Below are 18,699 nucleotides of genomic sequence, written 5' to 3' on the forward strand. Positions count from 1 at the left end.
CGCAGGCCCGGAACCTCACTTCAGGATTCCCCTCTACGATGCATCATGATTGTCCGTGAATACAAATGCCGCATTCTGGCTGGTTCAGAGCGTGGATTCGCTCTGTGGATGATCTGACGATGACCTGTCTGTTTCACAAGATTTGCACAGGTGCCTTTGGCGCCAGAATTGTCCCGCGAAGATGACCAGCCAGATCAGCAAACCCGCCCAAAGGTAGGGCTCGGGAATCTGGAAGCTGCCGCTGATTGCAAACTCCACGAGGAGCATCAGCGTCACCGCCAGAACCGCATTTACCAGGGCTGTCACCATGGCTTGCCCGCAGGCTTTGATGTTGGGTTTCATAGTGTTCCGCTTGTTAGAGAAGTAAAACGGTCTTCTATTCACTGGAGGGCAGAATACGGCTCACCTTGAGGACACTCCATGCGGGAATTCCGCTATTGGAATCAGATGCCTGTGCAAGGGTGTGACGGTTTTGGCCAATAAATTCGCCGGTTGTTGGTGTATCGGCGCCGTGCTCCATATAATGTCCGCTCCCGTTTCTGCGTTGATTATTCCCGGCCCGGGAAGCAGGATCACGGACACTATTCAAATCAGGCAATACAGGCAATCAAAGAGGCATCCATGCCAGAGTTTCAGACAACGGATGAAGGCTTCGAGCGGGTTTCGCTCCGGGATTACACGGAAAAGGCCTATCTCGATTATTCCATGTACGTCATTCTCGACCGGGCACTTCCGAATGTCGGCGATGGCCTGAAACCGGTTCAGCGGCGAATCGTCTATGCCATGTCCGAGTTGGGGCTCAAATCTACCTCGAAGTACAAGAAGTCTGCTCGTACCGTGGGTGATGTGCTGGGTAAATTCCATCCCCATGGCGACAGCGCCTGTTATGAGGCCATGGTGCTCATGGCTCAGCCTTTTTCCTACCGCTACCCTCTTGTAGACGGGCAGGGTAACTGGGGCTCTCCGGACGATCCCAAGTCCTTTGCTGCCATGCGCTATACCGAATCTCGCCTGGCGCCGTTTGCGGAAGTTCTACTGGGAGAGCTGGGGCAGGGAACGGTGGACTGGGTGCCCAACTTTGATGGCACCATGGATGAGCCGTCAGTGCTTCCGGCCCGGTTGCCCCATGTTCTGCTTAATGGCACCACCGGTATCGCCGTTGGTATGGCCACGGATATCCCGCCGCATAACGTTCGGGAAGTCACCGCAGCCTGCATACGCTTGCTGGATCAGCCGGAGTCGACGGTTGATGAACTCTGCGAGCACATCAAGGGCCCGGATTTTCCGACTGAGGCAGAAATCATCACCCCCCGGAAAGACATCCGGCAGATGTACGAAACCGGCCGCGGGTCGCTGCGGATGCGGGCCCGCTGGATCCGCGAGAGTGGTGAGATCGTGGTTACGGATCTGCCGCACCAGGTCTCTGGCAACCGGGTTCTGGAGCAGATTGCCCATCAGATGCAGACCAAGAAGCTACCGATGGTGGCGGACCTTCGTGACGAATCCGATCATGAAAACCCGACCCGCCTGGTGATCGTGCCCCGATCCAACCGGGTTGATCTGGATGGTTTGATGGCGCACCTGTTTGCCAGCACCGATCTGGAGAAAACCTATCGGGTCAACATCAATGTGATCGGCAACGATGGCAGACCGGGCGTGAAGGGATTGCACCAGATCCTTACCGAGTGGCTGACCTTCCGGCGCACCACTGTCATCCGCCGTCTCCAGCACCGCCTGGACAAGGTGCTTGCACGCCTGCACATTCTGGAAGGCCTGTTGATCGCCTATCTCAACATCGATGAGGTGATCGAGATCATTCGCACTGAAGACAAGCCCAAGGCCGAATTGATGGCCAGGTTCGGTCTGTCCCCGGACCAGGCGGAAGCCATCCTCGAACTCAAGTTGCGCCACCTGGCCAAGCTTGAGGAAATGAAAATCCGGGGCGAGCAGGATGAGCTTGCGGCTGAACGGGATGAGCTCCAATCCATTCTGGGTTCCGAGGATCGCCTGCGCGAACTGATCAAGAGCGAGATGCAAGCGGATGCCCAGACCTTTGGCGATGATCGCCGCTCACCGATAGTCGAGCGTGAGGAGGCCAAGGCATTCAGTGAAGTGGACCTGATCTCGAACGACCCCGTTACGGTTGTGCTGTCTGAAAAAGGCTGGGTTCGCGCCGCCAAGGGGCATGACATTGAGCCGGAAGGTCTGAGTTATAAAGCCGGTGACCGTTTCTCCCTCGCGGCCCGGGGACGGAACAACCAACAGGCGATATTCCTGGATTCTACCGGGCGCGCCTATTCCTTGATGGCTCACAGTTTTCCATCTGCCAGAGGCCAGGGTGAGCCGCTGACGGGGCGCATCAACCCGCCCTCCGGTGCCAGCTTCTCAGGCCTGTTGATGGGAGATCCGTCCCGTAAGGCGTTGCTGGTTACCGACGGTGGCTACGGGTTTGTTACATCGCTGAACGACATGATCAGCAAGAACCGCAATGGCAAGGCAGTAGTCAGTGTTCCCAAGGGCGCGAGGATCATGCCTCCACTGACCATACCGACGACCGAGAAAACGCTGTATCTGGGGGCGGTGTCCAACGAGGGACGGATGCTGGTGTTCCCGCTTAGCGAATTGCCGGAACTGGCCAAGGGTAAAGGCAACAAGATCATCAGCATTCCCTCGGCCAGGGTTCAGAGCCGTGAAGAATATGTGGTGGCAGTAGCAGTATTTGCCGAGGATGACCAGCTGGAAATACGGGCCGGCAAGCGCAAGATGGGGTTGCAGTTCGCGGACCTCGAGCACTACCTCGGAGAGCGGGGGCGCCGCGGCCACAAGCTGCCAAGGGGTCTGCAACGGGTTGATGGCATTGACGTGATTCCTTCCGCCGCACGAGCGCAGGAAGAGGTGGGCTCTGACAGCGAGGGTACCGACAGTGAGTGAACTGGTACTGATTAATGTCTCCGGGCGTGACAAGCCCGGCCTGACGTCGGAAATCACCGGCATCATGGGGCGCTATGATGTGCGCATTCTGGATATCGGACAGGCGGTCATCCACGACCACCTGACGTGGGGCATTCTGATCGAGATTCCGGATGAATCCAAATCCTCGCCCGTCATTCGTGACTTGCTGTTCCGGCTACACGCTCTGGATCTGCAGGTCAGGTTTGCGCCGATCACCGTCGAGGAGTACCAATCCTGGGCCGCGGCCCGGAACCGGGCCTGCTACATCGTGACGCTGCTTGCCCGGGATATCAAAGCCGAGCAGATTGCCCGGGTTTCCGCCATCACGGCGCGTCATGGTCTGAACATCGATAACATCTCACGCCTGTCTGCCAGGCCCTCGCTGAATGCCGCAGACAATCGTATCGCCTGTGTCGAGTTCTCGGTAAGAGGCACACCATCAGATCTTGAGAAACTTCGGGCGGATTTCCTGCATATCGCTGGCGAAATGAATGTGGATATCGCCTTCCAGGAAGATTCCATCTTCCGCCGCAATCGCCGGCTGGTGGTCTTTGACATGGATTCCACGTTGATCGAAGCCGAAGTGATCGACGAGCTGGCTGCGGAGGCCGGAGTCGGGGAGCAGGTGGCAGAGATTACCGAAAGGGCCATGCAGGGCGAGCTGGATTTCAGCCAGAGTTTTGCCGAGCGCCTGGCACTTCTGAAAGGCCTGGATGAATCGGTCCTCGAGGGAATCGCCTCGCGGTTGCGGATGACCGAGGGTGCAGAGCACCTGATCCTCAGTCTCAAGGCGCTGGGATATCGCACCGCAATCCTGTCGGGCGGCTTCACCTACTTTGCGCGCCACCTTCAGCGCAAACTCGGTATCGATTACATCTACGCCAATGAACTCGAAATTGAGGATGGCAAGGTCACAGGCAAGGTTTCCGGGCAGATTGTCGACGGCAAGCGAAAGGCAGAACTGCTTTTGGAAATCGCCGAGAAAGAGCATATTTCCCGGGAACAGGTTATTGCCGTCGGTGATGGCGCCAATGACCTTCCAATGCTGAGCCAGGCCGGCCTGGGGGTGGCTTTCCGCGCCAAGCCCCTGGTCAAGGAATCAGCGCGCCACGCGATTTCGACGCTGGGGCTGGATGCGATCCTGTACCTGATTGGTTTCCGTGAGAGCGAAACCAATCAGAGTCTGGAAAACGCCGACTTCTGAGCCGTTCAGGCTCAGTTGTCGCCGAAGTCGTAGTTCATTTCAGGTACTGGTGCCTGCAGGTAGTAGCCCTGAATATAGTTCACGCCGGCCTGCCACAGGGTGGCGAGAACGCCGGCATTCTCCACAAGCGGGATGATGGTGAGCTTGCCGCTGGACTGCAGGCTCTTGACCATTTCCTTGACCTGTTCTTTGGCCTCGTCGCTCTTCTGGATTTCTTCCGTGAAGGAACCATCGATCTTCACATAGTCCGTATCGATGTGTTTCAGGGTGTTGAACGGATTGAGGGCGCAGCCGAACTGGGAGATGGATACCTTGCAGTGAAGCTCGTGCACCGCCTTGGTGAAGTCTTTCGCCTGCTTCATGTAGTTGTTGGCATCGCCTTCCCGGATCTGGAAAATCAGGGAATCGCCCGGCAGCCGTGCGGCTTTCAGGGCAACGCTCAGCCAGGGAGTGAAGGTTTTATCCTGCAGGGTTTCGGCCGTCACATTGAGGAACAGGCGGGTATCGTGGCCCCGTGAGCGATGGCTGGACAGCTGTTTGATGGTCTGCAGAATAACCCAGCGGTCAATCTTGATCGCGGTGTCGCTCGGACCTGTTGGCGGCAGGAAGTCATAGGGTGAGACTTCCTCATCGTCCTTGTCGAGCATGCGCACGAAGGCCTCGTAATGTTCCTCGCCTTCGCCACGCAGGTTGATTATCGGCTGGAACAGCAGCCGGAAGCGGTTTTCTTCCAGAGCTTTCTGAATCGCTTCCACCGAATTGCTTTGATCCAGAGCCTCGAAGTCGGCGGGGTTGTAGACCACCACACCGTTGCCCTCTGCATGACCTTCGAGCTTTCGTACTTCCGCCGATGCCGTATGGGCCCTGGCCATGAGTTCCTCGGTCTTCGGCGAATTCTCGGTAATCGCGGCGACACCGATGCTCACGGTCAACTGGACCGTGCGGCCATTGATATCAAACAGATGGTCCTCAACCGCCTTGCGGATGCGCTCGGCGTGCCCTGCCATGGTAGATTCATCGCAGGGCTGGCTGAGCAGACTGAAGGCATCATCGCTCAACCGGGCCAGGGCAAGGTCGCCACCGGCCTGCTCTTTGAGCAGGTTTGCCAGATCACCAAGCAGCAGGTCGGCGCCGGAAATGCCCACCTGGCCCTTCATGCTCATGAAGTTATCGAGGGCGATGTAGGCGAGTGCACCGGTTTCATTCTTCTTGCCGGCGTTGGCGATTGCTTCAGCGAGTGCATCCATCAGGTACTGACGATTATACAGCCCGGTCAGAAGGTCCTGGCTGCTGATCTGGCGCAGCTTTTCTTCCAGCTCTGCGTCGCTGTGCTCCGGCTGCAGAACGATCTGCGTGCATTCCTCACCGTCGTAGGTGGCGGCCGAGACCGACATGGTCACGTTCAGTTCGTGGTCGTCGCTGCGTCGAGCCGTGCAATTCATGGTCATGCCGTCTTCGCCCTTTTCGGCAAACGACTTCATGAATTCCTTGTACTTCTCCTGGCTTTCCGGGGTGAGGGTGTCCAGCACCGGAACGCAGATTAGATCGTCGATGTCATCGTACCCGAGAAACTCCATGTACGACTGGTTGGCGTAGATGTGCATGCCATCATTGATGTAGGCAATCGCATCCTTGGAGCTTTCCAGCAGCAACTGGCACCGCTGTTCCGCTTCCCGCAGATGGGACTCCAGAACACGGCGCCGGCGACGTTCGTCAAGAGCTGCCAGCTCACGATTGACCTTCAGCACAATAAGATCGGTGTGCTCGAACGACACCGTATCCTGGGCGCCTGCCTTCATCATGCCTACGGTGCGCTCCCGGCTTTCTTCTTCCGTCAGGAGAATGAACGGAATGTCCTTGTCCATCCGGCGGATCATGGCGAGGGCGTCGTCGGCCGAAAATTCCTGCTCCAGGTCGCGGGCCAGAAGCAAATCCCAGTTTCCGGCCTTGAGCGTTTCTTCCAGATCTTCTTCCGAGGTGATTCTGTGGGCTCGGGTAGCCTTGCCGGAGTTACGGAGCAGGCTGACCAGTGATTCGGCATCGTTTTGCGATGGATCCAGAATCAGCAGGTGTACGGTCGCGTTCTTTTTCTGCATTCGAAGGGCATCTCGTGATACACGGTTCATTCACTAACGCTGAATGATGCAGGGGTTGCCGATCAATAACAACCCTCTGAAGGCTTCCGGTGTCTCAGTTTGGAGACCTTACAGAGATGGCCAGAGCGAGTCGAATTCGTCCTCGCTGGCTCCGGATGATGCAGGCGGTGCGCCAGCATTCAGCGTTGCCGCGTTCTGCAGCTTGAGTTCGAACTGGCTGATGCTGCCAGTAGAGGACACTTTGCGAGACAACTGACCCTGATCTTCCCGGCCATCATGGAGCAGGGAGATGCGGCTGCCCGACTGGAATGGCAGGCGAGGCGTGATCAGTGTGGCTGACTGGTTGACCACGCTGATTTCCGGTAACAGCAGGCCGCGCAGGTATTCACTGCTATTGCCCACTTTCTGGATCAGGCGCACACCGCAGGGTGAAGCGCTCGGTGCGAGCAGCTCAATGCCCACCTGGGTGCCCTGGTTCTTGATCTGTCGAATCCAGCGCACCACCGCCACGCTCCAGGGATGAGAGTTTTGCTCACGAACGCCCAGAACCTCGCCGGCCTGCAATGACGGAGGCACATTGCTTTCCCACGCGACGCAGTAACCACCTGGGCTGGTGTTGATCAGCAGAGAGTGGTGCGACTTTGGCCGGTTCCGGTCGGTCGACGGGGCCTTGGAGTTGCCGTAGGAACCCTTGAAGTTGATCGGCGTGTCGCCGGCGTGAAGCCGTTCGTCGCTGGGACTGGCGTCGTGGGCGCCCGACCAGGCGTCCTGCTTCTGGCGCGAAGACCGTGCGAACAGGTTTTCTTCTTCATGATGGCCGTTGTCGTTGCCATTCACGAATTCCGTAAAGGTTTTCTCACCGGCAATGAAGTAGTGCGCGGCTGTGAGGCCGACGCAGACTTCAAGTGAACCCTGGCTCGCGATGCGGTTGAAGTTCCGCTTCGCGAGAATACCGAGGGCCTGGCTAAGGTGGGTGAGCAGTGTGTCGCTTACCTTTGCCGGCACCTGAAGTTCGTGATCGGTATCTTTGTGCTCGCGACGGGCATGGAGCGTCTCCGACAGCATCGCCGAGAGGTCATGGGTATCAAAGCCGAAGCTGTCGTCACCTGGCTTCTGTTCGAGGAGGCTGCGGTAAATCGGCGGGTTGTCCCGTTCCATGTTGATTACAAAGAGGCTGTCGTCCTCAACATCCGGTCCGCATCGGGTATGGTCGGTCCAGGATTCGAAGAGTTCATAGACGTGCAGAAGCTCAGCCTGCCGAAGCTGATTCGGGCGCGCGCAGCCCAGCAGGAGGATACGCTTGTAGCTGTCGGCGACCGAGCTGCTGCGGCGATGCTGAAGTGTGTCGTCATCCACCTGAACCACTGAGAGCTTGTTGCGGTGTGCAAACCGGAATAGACGGTGACACTCCAGCCAGCTCTGGGCGGGGCTCGGGCAGTAGAGCTGGTGCGATCTCAGAATAGTTGCCGACAGCTCGGAAATGGCCCGGTGTGCGGCTGTGGCAATCTGGCGCCGATTCTTGTCCAGTCCCCCGTTGTCGATAAACTCCAGAACGCACAGCTTGTAGCCGCCGGCCAGATGTAATTGGAGCGCCTGGGACAGATTTGCGATCTTCCTTTGTTTTTCGGGCAGCGCCACGGCAAGACCGAGGTAGTGGCGGGAGAGCTCATTACAGACAAAATGAATCTTTTCCCGAATCAATTCCAGGAACTGCATGCGCTGCTGGGGCGCCAGGAAAAGGTGGTTCAGTTCGATAATGGCGTGGTAAAGCTGTCGTGACACCTCGCCGATATTGGCCATCGGCAATTGGTCTATCCAGACCCGGAACGCCTTGGGCGTCGTGTCACAGAACGACAGGCTGGCCGTTTTCTGTTCGGGAACGCGGAGATCAGGTTTCAGGGTCTTACCTTCCATGAATGCATGCCAATGTCTGGACCACAGGTGGTATTCCGGGGTTGGCCCTGCCTGGCTGGCGGTTACCGGGTGTCCGCCGGCCTGTCAGGAAAACGCCGTAAATACATGTTTTTATCGTTAACGGTACTGGACTTTAAAGTAGCAAACCAGTCGTAAAAAGCGAGAAGATCATGAGTTGACAATCTTTGACAAGTGAATTTGGGCCGTTTTTTGCGAAACCGGTCACGGGAACAGGTTGATCGGGGTCTTGCTTTCCTTGCCAGGCTCTTCTCTCACCAGCTTCGGCACCAGAAAACCGGGCAGGCGCGCCAGCAGCTCACGCACCAGATTTCGGGCCTCATCATCGGATACGTCGAAATGGTGAGCGCCTGTCACTGGATCAAATGCATGCAGGTAATAGGGCAGGACGCCCGCATCAAACAGGGTCTCGCTCAACTCTTCAAGCACCGCCGTTCGATCATTTACACCCCTGAGGATCACGCTCTGGTTCAGGAGCGTTGCGCCTGCGGCCCGGAGGTATCCGAGCGCACGGCGAGTGGGGCCGTCGATCTCTGCCGGGTGGTTGATGTGCAGGACAATCACTACCTGGAGCGGAGTCGTCGACAGCCACTTCAGTAACTCGTCGCAAACCCTCTGGGGAATCACAACTGGCAAGCGGGTATGCAGGCGCAGCCGGCGGATGTGGGGTATCCCGCTGATAGCGCTTGCCCACTGACTGAGTAGGCGATCATTGACGGCCAGGGGATCGCCGCCGCTGAAGATGACTTCGTTGATTTCCGGGCTGGCGCCAAGGGTATCAATTACCCGCTGCCGGTCGTGAGGGCTCAGGCGTTGCTCGTCGTAGGGAAAGTGCCTGCGGAAGCAGTACCGGCAGTTGATCGCGCACTGTCCGGTCACCATGAGCAGGGCACGGCTGCGGTACTTGCGGATGAGCCCGGTGGTGGCGATGGCGCCGGATTCTTCGAGAGGATCGCTGACAAAACCGGGCGCGTGGCCGGCTTCGTCCGCCAGCGGAAGCACCTGTCTAAGCAAAGGGTCGGCCGGATTGCCCTTTTCCATCCGGTTGAGGAAGGGTTCAGGTACCCGGATCTGAAAAAGCCGGTGGCCTTGTTCTGCCCCTGCAAGCCACGGTTCCTCGGGCAACTCCAGGCGGCGGAGCAGCTCCTTCGGCGACTTAACAGCGCCCGACAGCAGTTGCTGCCAGCTGCGTTGTTCGTGGTCGGAAAGGTGGGCTTCTATACGGGCGGGGGTTCGCTGTATCATAACGCCCTTCGAATTCTAAACAGCATTTTGTCAGGTGGACATTTCATGGCTTCATATTCTACCAACGAATTTCGCGGCGGTCTTAAGGTTTTGCTGGATGGCGACCCCTGCATCATTCTCGAGAATGAGTTCGTCAAACCCGGGAAGGGTCAGGCCTTCAACCGGGTAAGGCTGCGTAACCTCATGACCAACCGGGTCTGGGAGCGCACGTTCAAGTCCGGCGAAAGTCTGGAAGCCGCAGATGTCATTGATCAGGACATGGAATACCTCTATACCGACGGTGAATTCTGGCACTTCATGCTGACTGACGGTTCCTTCGAGCAGTACCCGGCTGATGCCAAAGCGGTTGGCGACGCGCTGAAGTGGCTGAAAGAGCAGGACGTTTATACGGTAACGCTCTACAACGGCTCGCCGCTGTCTGTAACGCCCCCCAACTTCGTTGAACTTGAGGTGGTCGATACCGATCCGGGAATGAAAGGTGACACCGCCCAGGGTGGTTCCAAGCCGGCAACACTCTCTACCGGTGCGGTTGTCAACGTACCCCTGTTCATCACCATCGGCGAAGTCCTGAAGGTGGATACCCGCTCTGGCGAGTACGTGAGCCGGGTAAAGAGCAGTTGATCCGGTCATGAACCGCGAACCTGTCTGGCAGCCCTCTGCCTCGCAGGCTGCCCTGAAAAGCCGCGCACAACAACTGGCGTTTGTGCGCGGCTTTTTTGCGAAGCGAGAAGTGCTGGAGGTCGAAACCCCGGTGCTTGGGCGATGTGGCGTTACTGATGTCAATCTTGACGGCATCCCCGCGCAGGTTTCTGCCGGCACACGCAAAGGCGGGTGGCTCCAGACGTCTCCCGAGTACCACATGAAGCGATTGCTTGCGGCCGGCTGTGGATCCATTTTTCAGATCTCCAGGGTGTTCCGCAATGGCGAACAGGGGCGTCGTCACAACCCCGAATTCTCCATGCTCGAATGGTATCGGACAGGCTTTGACGATGTGACGCTCATGGCTGAAGTGTCGGACCTTGTCTGCGGCTGGCTGGGATGCGAGCGGCCGGAAATCATTCAGTATCGCGATGCCCTCAGGCGATGGGCGCACATTGACCCGTTCGCAGCGACGGACCTTGAACTGATGCGCCGCTGTGAGGAGTGGCTGGAGCCAGAGCAATTGGCGGACCTTGGTCGGGATGGCTGCCTCGATCTGTTGATGAGTTTTGCCGTGGAGCCGAATCTGGGACGGGGCAGGCCCGTTTTCATAACGGGATATCCAGCCTCGCAGGCTTCTCTCGCTAGAGTTTCGAAGTCTAACGGTTATGAGACCGCGCATCGTTTTGAACTCTATGTAGATGGTCTGGAGCTTTGTAACGGTTACTGGGAATTGACCGATCCAAGAGAACAGAGGTTGCGCTTTGAGGCCGATAACGAGCTTCGCAGCCGATCCGGAAAGCCTGAAATGGAGCTGGATGAGGCTTTTCTCGCTGCGCTTGATCAGGGTTTGCCCGAGTGCTCCGGTGTCGCACTCGGGCTGGACAGGCTGCTGATGCTCAAGCTGGGAGTCCAGGACATCCGTGAGGTCTTGGCGTTTCCGTTCGAGCGGGCTTGAGCCTGCGGAACTTGATCACGCCAGGGCGCCGAACGCCTCGCCCATGCGAACGGTTTTGCCGGCCACCTGATTGCTGTTCCAACTGACGGCGCCTTTTGGCATAACCACAATCACAGTGGAGCCCAGGCGGAACCGGCCCATTTCTTCACCCTTATCGAAGGTGATGGCCTGCTCGCCTTCGTACAGTGTTGATGTGACCTGCCGTCTGCCGGGCACAACAACGCCTGCCCAGCGGGTTTCCACGCTGCCGACAATCATGGCGCCAACCAGTACCAGGGCCATGGGGCCGGAGGCGGTGTCGAAGATGCAGACAACCCGCTCATTGCGGGCGAACAGATTCGGGACATTTTCGGCGGTTACCGGGTTGACCGAAAAAAGCTTGCCGGGAACATGGATCATCTGTCGAAGCGTGCCGGCCATCGGCATGTGGATCCGGTGATAGTCCTTGGGCGAGAGGTAGATTGTAGAAAATTCGCCATCGGCAAACGGGGCTGTGGTCGCCTCTTCGCCACCGAGCAGCTCGCTCAGGCTGAACGACTGGCCCTTTGCCTGGAAAACCCGGTCTCCGGTGACCTGGCCGAGCTGGCTGATGGCGCCGTCAACGGGGCTGACCAGGGTTTTTTCGCCGTCCGCCAGGGGGCGGATGCCAGGCTTCAGCTCCCGGGTGAAGAAATCGTTGAACGTGGCGTAGGCTTCAGGGTTAGGCTCGGCGGCTTCGCTCATGTCAACGCCATAGCGGCCGATAAACCATTTTATAACCCGGTTCTTGAGCGCAGGGGAGCGGTCATTGTCCGCCAGACGGCCGGCGAGGTTGGATACCCCCAGTTGCGGCGTGATGTACTGGCTAAGAACAAAAAGCTTGTCGAACATTAGATGTGATCCTTTGCGCTCAAAGGCGCGAAGTTTACCAAAGACTGCTACCTGTATAGAAATTGTTTCATGGCTTCGCGGTTATGACGCGGCCTTGCTATTATCGTGTCACCTTTTGCGTGACAGCTTCCGGCTCCGGCCGATAACCAAGAAAATAAGGCGTGCGTAGATTCTATGTTACTGATCGTCGGTTCGATTATTGTTCTGGCCAGCGTATTGACTGGCTATGTTCTCCACGGCGGCAATCTGATGGTGCTCTGGCAGCCAACCGAAGTGTTAATCATTTTCGGGGCGGCTCTGGGCTCGTTCATCATTGCTAACCCCGTCCATACGCTCAAAGAAGTCTTTGGTAAGGGAGTCCAGTTACTCACAGGCTCACCCTATAAAAAGGCTTTCTACATGGATCTGCTGAGTCTGCTTTACGAGATCTTCGATAAATCCCGTAAACAAGGCGTCATGGCGATCGAGGAGGACATCGATAATCCCGAGGCAAGCCAGATTTTCAGTCGATATCCAGCCGTCATGAAGTCCAAGGAACTGCTCGCGTTCATCACGGACTACCTTCGCATCATCAGCTCCGGAAATATGGCGACCCACGAGCTGGAAGGCATGATGGAGAATGAGATCGACAGTCGTCAGCACGAGCTTGAGGAGCCTGCTCACGCGGTCAACAAAATCGCCGATGCGCTGCCGGGGCTTGGCATCGTCGCTGCGGTGCTGGGTATCGTAATTACCATGAACTTTCTCACTGAAGGCCCGGAAAAAATTGGTCTCAGTGTGGCTGCAGCACTGGTGGGTACTTTTCTGGGTATTTTCATGGGGTATGGTTTTGTGGGTCCTGCTTCTATCGCCATGGAACACGCTGCGAAGTATGAGCTGAAGGCTTACGAGTGCGTCAAATCAGCGATTGTGGCGACGGTTTCCGGGCAAGCACCCCAGATGGCCATTGAGTTTGGCCGCAAGGCGTTGCCCACGGATAAGCGCCCTGGGTTCCAGGAGCTTAATGATCACGTTCGTTCCAAGTAACACCGCCCTCATCTGAACCCGGAGCCGATTCGTGGAAGAACAGCCGATCATCATCAAACGGAAAAAGGTTGTTGCAGGTGGCCATCACGGTGGCTCCTGGAAGGTCGCGTTTGCCGATTTCGCCACCGCCATGATGGCTTTCTTTCTGGTTCTGTGGTTAACCGCTACGGCATCGCCGGAGCAAAAAAAGCGGTTGAGGGTTACTTCCGGGATCCCGTTGGCTTTACCGAGGGTGGTTCTCCAAACCCTGTGGACCTTGAGGGCAGTGCCTCGGTCGTCAACGAGGCGAGTCCGGATATCGAATCGAGCCAGATCCAGATTGAAGACGAAGTGGTGGATGAGCTCTCTGAAACTCTTGAACAGCGACGTATGCAGGAGTTGTTTCAGGAGCTGAAGGAGCAAATCAAGCAGGATGAGACTTTGCAGGAGTTCAAGGATCAGTTGCTGATCGATATAACCGACGAGGGCCTGCGGATCCAGATCGTCGATCGCTCCGGTCGCCCCATGTTCGACAGCGGCCGGGCCGAGCTGAAGTACTACTCTCAGGATATTCTGTTTGAGCTTGCGAAAACTCTGGGTTCAGTGAACAACAAGCTCAGTATTACCGGGCACACCGACTCCACGCCATTTAGCGGCCGGCCGGGTTACACGAACTGGGAATTATCGGCAGACCGGGCAAATACCGCCCGAAGAGCGCTGGTTGCAGGGGGTGTGCGTCAGCAGCAGATTGCTCGCGTGGTTGGCCTGAGTGATTCCGTACTGTTCGACAACGAAGACCCGAACGCGCCGGTGAATCGCCGCATCTCCATTATCGTCCTCAACAAGAAAACCGTCGATAACATCCAGAGTAGCGCTGGCCAGTCAGATGAGCCCCTGATCGATCTGACCCAGCCAACCGAGGCGGAGCAGGAGGCGGCCCGTGAGCGTCTGGAAAGCGGGGAATGGTTGCAGGAACAAGAAGAGCCGGCCCCTGGCGAACTCAACTGGTAAGGCCGCTCGGGTCTGTCAGTCCAGCTTCAGCCCGCGGGCCTGCTGCTCCGTCATATCCTGAAGAATCCGGTGGAAGCTTTTCAGCCGCTCCGGGCTGATTTTCCCTTCCTCCGCAGCTCTGTCGATGGCGCAACCGGGGTCACCCATGTGCCGGCAGTTGCGGAACCTGCAGGTGCCGATCACCTCCCGAATTTCCCGAAAAGCCATACTCGATCTCCTGCGCTGTCATATGCCAGAGCCCGAACTCACGGATCCCCGGCGAGTCAATCAGATCGCCTCCTAGCGGCAGGTGGAACAGCTTAGCCGTGGTTGTCGTGTGAATCCCCTTGCCGGTGCTCTCCGACACAGCCCCCACGCGAATGGCCTCATCGGGCATCAGTGTCTGGATAATGGATGACTTGCCCACCCCGGATTGCCCCACAAACACACTGGTCTGATCCTTCACCAGTGCCTCAACCTCTGGCGAAGGTTTATCACCGGACTCAGCCGCAGACGTTCGAACCACCTCATAGCCCAGGGCCTCATACCGGCCCAGAAGCGCGTCGATGTACTCCCGGTTGCTGTCGGTGATCAGATCGGTCTTGTTCAACAGAATCACTGCCGGAATGTCTGTGATCTCGGATGCAACCAGATACCGGTCAATCAGGTTATCGTGAGGTTCCGGCTCCGGCGCAATCACAAGAATAATATGATCAATGTTTGCGGCCACCGGCTTCAGGGCACCAAAATTATCCGGCCGCTGCAGCAGATTGCGGCGCTCACTGCGGGCAACGATAACCCCCGTCTCATTCTTACCCGGCCGCCAGACAACCTTGTCGCCAGTTACCAGGCTATCAATGTTGGCCCGAACAAAGCAGCGAACCACATCGCCTTCCTGGTCGCCTTCAAGCGCTTCGACATCCAGCTGTTGCCCATAGTGAGCGATGACCAACCCTTCCTGCTCTGGCCCGAGCTCGCCGGCGTCGGCCTGCTCCTGAACCTTCTTCTCCTTGCGCGCCGCCCGGGCCGTACGCTCTTCCTGGACTTTCTTGATACGGAATTGTTGCTGTTTATTCAGTCGCCGTTTTGCCATTTATGTCCCGGATAACCAGATGAAAGTTTCGCCTTTGATGTGCCATCATACTGCAATCGTAGCTACTCGGCTTGGGCAATGCCGAGACGTCGAGGGTATATCACCTGATTTCGCAGTGGGGCTGGGTCCGGCTTTCCGGAAATGTCGGCGGCCATGGATGGCCGACGCCAAGCGCACATGGATGTGCTCGTAGCGGTTTCCGGAAAGCCGGACCCAGCACCACTACCACCGCACTCAGAAGGCTGGTAACAAAATGGCAGAAAGCAATCGCCTCGTATGGATCGATCTGGAAATGACAGGCCTGGATCCGGAAAAAGAACGGATCATCGAAATGGCCACAATCATCACCGATTCGGAACTCAATATTGTCGCGGAAGGACCGGTTATTGCCGTCCATCAGCCACAATCCTTTCTGGACTCCATGGACGAATGGTGCACCCGTACCCATGGTGAAAGCGGACTCACCAAACGCGTTCAGGAAAGCGATATCTCCGAGTCTCAAGCCGAACAGCAGACCATCGAATTCCTGAAAAAACACGTAGAAAAGGGCCAGTCACCCCTGTGCGGCAATAGCATTGGCCAGGATCGCCGGTTCCTCGTCAAATACATGCCCGAACTGGAAGACTTCTTCCATTACCGGAATCTCGATGTATCCACAGTGAAAGAACTTGCCCGCCGCTGGCGCCCGGATGTCCTCGCCGGCGTAAAAAAGAAAGGTAGCCACCTTGCACTCGACGACATCCGGGACTCCATCAACGAACTGCGTCATTACCGGGAACAGTTCTTCAAGCTATAGGCCATGCCGCTTCAGAGCCCACTGGACGTGCTCGCGGACCATCTCGGAAGGGTGGTCCGCGCGCTTTTTCAGGGCCTCAATTACCGGAATGGTTGACGGCGCATTGCCCAGCCCGACCGCCAGGTTGCGGAGCCAGCCCTCGTAGCCTGTTCGCCGAATTGCAGAGCCCTCGGTGCGTTTGAGGAATTGCTCCTTGGTCCAGAGAAAAAGCTCTGCCAGCGAGCTGTTGTCCAGTCCGTGCCTCGGTTGAAAGTCCTTTTCGCTGGTTGGTTTGCTGAACTTCTGCCATGGACACACCAACTGGCAGTCATCGCAACCGAAAACCCGGTTGCCCATCAGCGGCCGGAGTTCCTCTGGGATACTCCCTTTTAGCTCGATGGTTAGATAGCTGATGCAACGCCGGGCATCAAGCTTGTGCGAGCCAACAAAGGCGTCCGTCGGGCAAAGGTCGAGGCAGGCCGAACAGCTGCCGCAATGATCCGTTTCAAAGGGTTCATCAATGGGCAGGGGGGCGCTGGTGAAGATTTCCCCGAGGAAAAAGAACGAGCCGGCCTTCGGGTGAATCAGCATATTGTTCTTGCCGATCCAGCCGAGGCCTGCTCTCTGCGCCAGTGCGCGTTCCAGCACCGGAGCGCTGTCTACAAAAGCCCGGTAATCGTATCCGCTAACGGCCTCATCAATCTTCGCTGCCAGCTGTGCAAGACGCTTACGGATCAGTTTATGGTAATCCCGACCCAGCGCATAACGCGTGACATAAGCACCCTCCCGGTTAGTAAGCGCTTCTTTCGGACTGTCTGGTGAGGGCAAATAGTCCATTCTCACGGATATAACCCGCGTGGTGCCCGGCGCCAGAGAGGCAGGCGTATAGCGCTTGTCACCGTGGTGGGCCATGTAATCCATCTCGCCCTGGTAACCTGCCGCAAGCCAGTCCTTCAGATGGTCGGCGTGCTCGCCCGTGTCCGCGTTGGTAATGCCCACATCGGCAAACCCGAATTCAGCTGCCCACCGGCGGATGAGCGACGGCAGATCCGCAAGTTCCGGGTGTGTCGTGGTACAGGTTGCTGTGGTGCTCATAGTGACTGCCGATGCTGGAATTCGGTGCTGAACCCGTGTACGGATATTTAATCTGATTAAGTTATGACCTTTTCTACTGTTTTGCTATGCTTTACAGGTATCTGGCCAATTTTCTTAAACCGGTTTCTGTAACGGGAGCAAAGGTTCATGCCGCCGTCCGCTGGGCACAGTCTACCAGACGCACTGTTTTCCGCCGATGCGGTGAGGCAGATCGATCGCTATGTGATTGATCAGCAAGGTGTTGATGGTTTTGAACTGATGCAGTCCGCCGCCCACGCCGCTTTTCGCTGCCTGGTACGGCATTGGCCAAACTGCGGCTCGGTGCTGGTCCTGTGCGGTGCGGGTAACAACGGTGGTGACGGTTACCTGGTCGCGGCAAGTGCGAAAAGGCACGATCTGGACGTCAGCTGTGTCGCGGTTGCGCCAACCGGCAAATTGTCCGGCGACGCCCGTAAAGCCTGGCAAAAGGCCCTGGCGGACGGTGTAGATGTTCTTGACCTCGAGGCTCTCGGCGAGTCATCGCTGGACGATCTGTTTGCCAGCGCGGGCCTGATTGTTGATGCCATGCTCGGTACTGGCGTGTCCGGTGCCCCCCGGGAACCGTTTGCGACTCTGATAAGCCGGTGTAACAGCGCTTTAGCGCCTGTCCTTGCAGTGGATCTGCCCTCCGGGCTTAATGCGACCACGGGAGCGGCCGAGGGGGATGTGGTTAATGCGGCCAGGACAGTGACCTTTATCGGGCTCAAGGCTGGCTTGTTCACGGGGCAAGGTGCAGCAGCGTGCGGCGAGGTGGTTTTCGAATCTCTGGATACCGACGAGGGTATCGCCGGTAGCGGCCAGAAGCCCGTCGCCCGCCGTCGTGACTGGGGTTCTGTGATGCCCTGGCTACCACCCCGGCCTGCCAACGCTCACAAGGGAAGATTCGGGCATGTGCTGGTGGTTGCGGGTGATCGCGGATTCGGTGGGGCCGGTCTGCTGGCGGCAGAGGCTGCGGCGCGATCGGGTGCCGGGCTCGTGTCGTTGGCGACCCGCCCCGAGCATGTGACAGCGGCCCTGGCAAGATGTCCATCCGTCATGGTTCATGGCCTGATCCATGGCTCGGAGTTGCCGACGTTGCTTGATGCTGCCTCGGTTGTCGTGTGTGGCCCGGGTATCGGGCGAAGCGCCTGGGGCCAGCAGATGCTCGAGCAGGTGGTTGCCAGCGGCAAGCCGCGGGTGCTGGATGCGGATGCGCTGAACCTTTTGTCTGGTCGGGTAGCCATCCCAGCGGATAATCACATCCTGACTCCTCATCCGGGCGAGGCGGCCAGGTTGCTGAATTGCCTGGTGCCCGAGGTTGAGGCAGACAGGATGGCCGCCGCCAGAAATCTGCAGGCGCTGTATGGCGGCACGGTGCTTTTGAAAGGCGCCGGCACCGTTGTCGCGTCTGAGGACGGTGGCCTGGATATCATCAGTGGCAGCAATCCCGGAATGGCGACTGGCGGAATGGGAGATGTGCTCTCAGGTATTGTTGCGGCTGTTCTGGCTCAGATTGGCGACGGACAGAAAGCGGCCGTGCTGGGTGCATCCGTGCACCTTGCTGCGGCTGACCGTGCTGCGAGAACCACGGGGTTTATCGGGCTGATACCGACCGATGTTATCGATGCGCTGCCGTTGGTGTTTCGGGAATCTGAAAGGAGTCCGGGGGCTGAATCGTTATGAGCATAATGGGTAACGAGCGTCGGGTTTTTCTGGAGAACGAGGCCGAAACCGAGCATCTCGGTCGGGAGCTGGCCAGAACCGTCGTGGAATCTGGCCATGGCCTGGTTGTTTATCTGGATGGTGAGCTTGGCATGGGTAAAACCA

The 18,699-nt window shown here is 57.6% G+C and carries 15 protein-coding genes and 1 pseudogene; 9 read left to right on the top strand and 7 right to left on the bottom strand.

From position 1 onward, the window contains the following. Nucleotides 1-84: 84 nt before the first annotated feature. Entirely contained in the window at nucleotides 85-342 is a 258-nt protein-coding gene (locus KYE_RS12985; protein WP_008174098.1) for a hypothetical protein, read from the bottom strand. A 279-nt stretch (nucleotides 343-621) separates the two neighbouring features. Between KYE_RS12985 and parC the strand changes: the two genes are divergently transcribed. Together parC and serB are read left to right on the top strand one after the other, a co-directional pair. Then, nucleotides 622-2,931, top strand: coding sequence for a DNA topoisomerase IV subunit A (gene parC, locus KYE_RS12990; protein ID WP_008174102.1), 2,310 nt, complete (start codon nucleotides 622-624; stop codon nucleotides 2,929-2,931). Continuing rightward, nucleotides 2,924-4,156 (top strand): phosphoserine phosphatase SerB, encoded by a 1,233-nt coding sequence (gene serB / locus KYE_RS12995; protein ID WP_008174104.1) that lies wholly within the window; start codon nucleotides 2,924-2,926, stop codon nucleotides 4,154-4,156. The genes parC and serB overlap by 8 nt, the downstream gene beginning before the upstream one ends. Nucleotides 4,157-4,167: 11 nt before the next feature. Here the strand turns inward: serB and KYE_RS13000 are convergent, their stop codons facing one another. The 3 genes from KYE_RS13000 to epmB form a co-directional block, all read right to left on the bottom strand. Then, nucleotides 4,168-6,252 (bottom strand): EAL domain-containing protein, encoded by a 2,085-nt coding sequence (locus KYE_RS13000; protein ID WP_008174106.1) that lies wholly within the window; start codon nucleotides 6,250-6,252, stop codon nucleotides 4,168-4,170. A 108-nt stretch (nucleotides 6,253-6,360) separates the two neighbouring features. After that, nucleotides 6,361-8,166: a hypothetical protein gene (locus tag KYE_RS13005; protein WP_008174108.1), complete on the bottom strand. Its 1,806-nt coding sequence runs from the start codon at nucleotides 8,164-8,166 to the stop codon at nucleotides 6,361-6,363. Between the two features lie 222 nt (nucleotides 8,167-8,388). Then, on the bottom strand, nucleotides 8,389-9,429 hold the full coding sequence (epmB, locus tag KYE_RS13010; RefSeq protein ID WP_008174110.1) for an EF-P beta-lysylation protein EpmB: 1,041 nt from the start codon (nucleotides 9,427-9,429) through the stop codon (nucleotides 8,389-8,391). Between the two features lie 45 nt (nucleotides 9,430-9,474). On the opposite strand from epmB, the gene efp reads away from it, so the two are divergent. Then, nucleotides 9,475-10,050: an elongation factor P gene (efp, locus tag KYE_RS13015; protein ID WP_008174112.1), complete on the top strand. Its 576-nt coding sequence runs from the start codon at nucleotides 9,475-9,477 to the stop codon at nucleotides 10,048-10,050. A gap of 7 nt (nucleotides 10,051-10,057) precedes the next feature. After that, on the top strand, nucleotides 10,058-11,026 hold the full coding sequence (gene epmA, locus KYE_RS13020; protein WP_008174115.1) for an EF-P lysine aminoacylase EpmA: 969 nt from the start codon (nucleotides 10,058-10,060) through the stop codon (nucleotides 11,024-11,026). A gap of 15 nt (nucleotides 11,027-11,041) precedes the next feature. Here epmA and asd read toward each other — a convergent pair whose 3' ends face one another. Then, a complete protein-coding gene (asd, locus tag KYE_RS13025) occupies nucleotides 11,042-11,896 on the bottom strand; it encodes an archaetidylserine decarboxylase (protein WP_008174116.1) in 855 nt (284 codons plus the stop codon). A 174-nt stretch (nucleotides 11,897-12,070) separates the two neighbouring features. Here asd and motA point away from each other — a divergent pair, with 174 nt between their 5' ends. From motA to KYE_RS13035, 3 genes are read left to right on the top strand one after another with little or no spacing between them, the layout of a single operon-like run. Further along, complete coding sequence (gene motA / locus KYE_RS13030) at nucleotides 12,071-12,922, top strand: flagellar motor stator protein MotA (RefSeq protein ID WP_008174118.1); 852 nt, start codon at nucleotides 12,071-12,073, stop codon at nucleotides 12,920-12,922. A gap of 31 nt (nucleotides 12,923-12,953) precedes the next feature. Continuing rightward, nucleotides 12,954-13,316 carry a flagellar motor protein MotB gene (locus KYE_RS22365; RefSeq protein WP_413540228.1) on the top strand — a complete coding sequence of 121 codons (363 nt, stop codon included), beginning with the start codon at nucleotides 12,954-12,956 and terminating at the stop codon, nucleotides 13,314-13,316. Next, nucleotides 13,220-13,912 (top strand): OmpA family protein, encoded by a 693-nt coding sequence (locus tag KYE_RS13035; RefSeq protein WP_413540229.1) that lies wholly within the window; start codon nucleotides 13,220-13,222, stop codon nucleotides 13,910-13,912. Before KYE_RS22365 ends, KYE_RS13035 begins: the two co-directional genes overlap by 97 nt. 15 nt (nucleotides 13,913-13,927) lie before the next feature. Here KYE_RS13035 and rsgA read toward each other — a convergent pair. Continuing rightward, a pseudogene (gene rsgA, locus KYE_RS13040) lies at nucleotides 13,928-14,984 on the bottom strand (small ribosomal subunit biogenesis GTPase RsgA). A gap of 253 nt (nucleotides 14,985-15,237) precedes the next feature. Between rsgA and orn the strand changes: the two are divergent. Beyond that, complete coding sequence (orn, locus tag KYE_RS13045) at nucleotides 15,238-15,780, top strand: oligoribonuclease (RefSeq protein WP_008174128.1); 543 nt, start codon at nucleotides 15,238-15,240, stop codon at nucleotides 15,778-15,780. Here orn and queG read toward each other — a convergent pair. Beyond that, nucleotides 15,775-16,854 carry a tRNA epoxyqueuosine(34) reductase QueG gene (gene queG / locus KYE_RS13050; protein WP_008174130.1) on the bottom strand — a complete coding sequence of 360 codons (1,080 nt, stop codon included), beginning with the start codon at nucleotides 16,852-16,854 and terminating at the stop codon, nucleotides 15,775-15,777. The genes orn and queG overlap by 6 nt on opposite strands. 147 nt (nucleotides 16,855-17,001) lie before the next feature. On the opposite strand from queG, the gene KYE_RS13055 reads away from it, so the two are divergent. Further along, nucleotides 17,002-18,555 (top strand): bifunctional ADP-dependent NAD(P)H-hydrate dehydratase/NAD(P)H-hydrate epimerase, encoded by a 1,554-nt coding sequence (locus KYE_RS13055; RefSeq protein ID WP_008174132.1) that lies wholly within the window; start codon nucleotides 17,002-17,004, stop codon nucleotides 18,553-18,555. Nucleotides 18,556-18,699 lie beyond the last annotated feature (144 nt).

This window comes from Marinobacter manganoxydans MnI7-9 (assembly GCF_000235625.1).
GTDB classification, from domain to species: domain Bacteria; phylum Pseudomonadota; class Gammaproteobacteria; order Pseudomonadales; family Oleiphilaceae; genus Marinobacter; species Marinobacter manganoxydans.

What these genes read in the sequence shown, in the direction of transcription:
- orn (WP_008174128.1), top strand. Translation starts at nt 15,238, where the DNA reads ATGGCAGAAAGCAATCGCCTCGTATGGATCGATCTGGAAATGACAGGC.
- efp (WP_008174112.1), top strand. Translation starts at nt 9,475, where the DNA reads ATGGCTTCATATTCTACCAACGAATTTCGCGGCGGTCTTAAGGTTTTG.
- epmB (WP_008174110.1), bottom strand. Translation starts at nt 9,429, where the DNA reads ATGATACAGCGAACCCCCGCCCGTATAGAAGCCCACCTTTCCGACCAC.
- KYE_RS13005 (WP_008174108.1), bottom strand. Translation starts at nt 8,166, where the DNA reads ATGGAAGGTAAGACCCTGAAACCTGATCTCCGCGTTCCCGAACAGAAA.
- parC (WP_008174102.1), top strand. Translation starts at nt 622, where the DNA reads ATGCCAGAGTTTCAGACAACGGATGAAGGCTTCGAGCGGGTTTCGCTC.
- KYE_RS12985 (WP_008174098.1), bottom strand. Translation starts at nt 342, where the DNA reads ATGAAACCCAACATCAAAGCCTGCGGGCAAGCCATGGTGACAGCCCTG.
- asd (WP_008174116.1), bottom strand. Translation starts at nt 11,896, where the DNA reads ATGTTCGACAAGCTTTTTGTTCTTAGCCAGTACATCACGCCGCAACTG.
- queG (WP_008174130.1), bottom strand. Translation starts at nt 16,854, where the DNA reads ATGAGCACCACAGCAACCTGTACCACGACACACCCGGAACTTGCGGAT.
- epmA (WP_008174115.1), top strand. Translation starts at nt 10,058, where the DNA reads ATGAACCGCGAACCTGTCTGGCAGCCCTCTGCCTCGCAGGCTGCCCTG.
- KYE_RS13000 (WP_008174106.1), bottom strand. Translation starts at nt 6,252, where the DNA reads ATGCAGAAAAAGAACGCGACCGTACACCTGCTGATTCTGGATCCATCG.
- KYE_RS13055 (WP_008174132.1), top strand. Translation starts at nt 17,002, where the DNA reads ATGCCGCCGTCCGCTGGGCACAGTCTACCAGACGCACTGTTTTCCGCC.
- motA (WP_008174118.1), top strand. Translation starts at nt 12,071, where the DNA reads ATGTTACTGATCGTCGGTTCGATTATTGTTCTGGCCAGCGTATTGACT.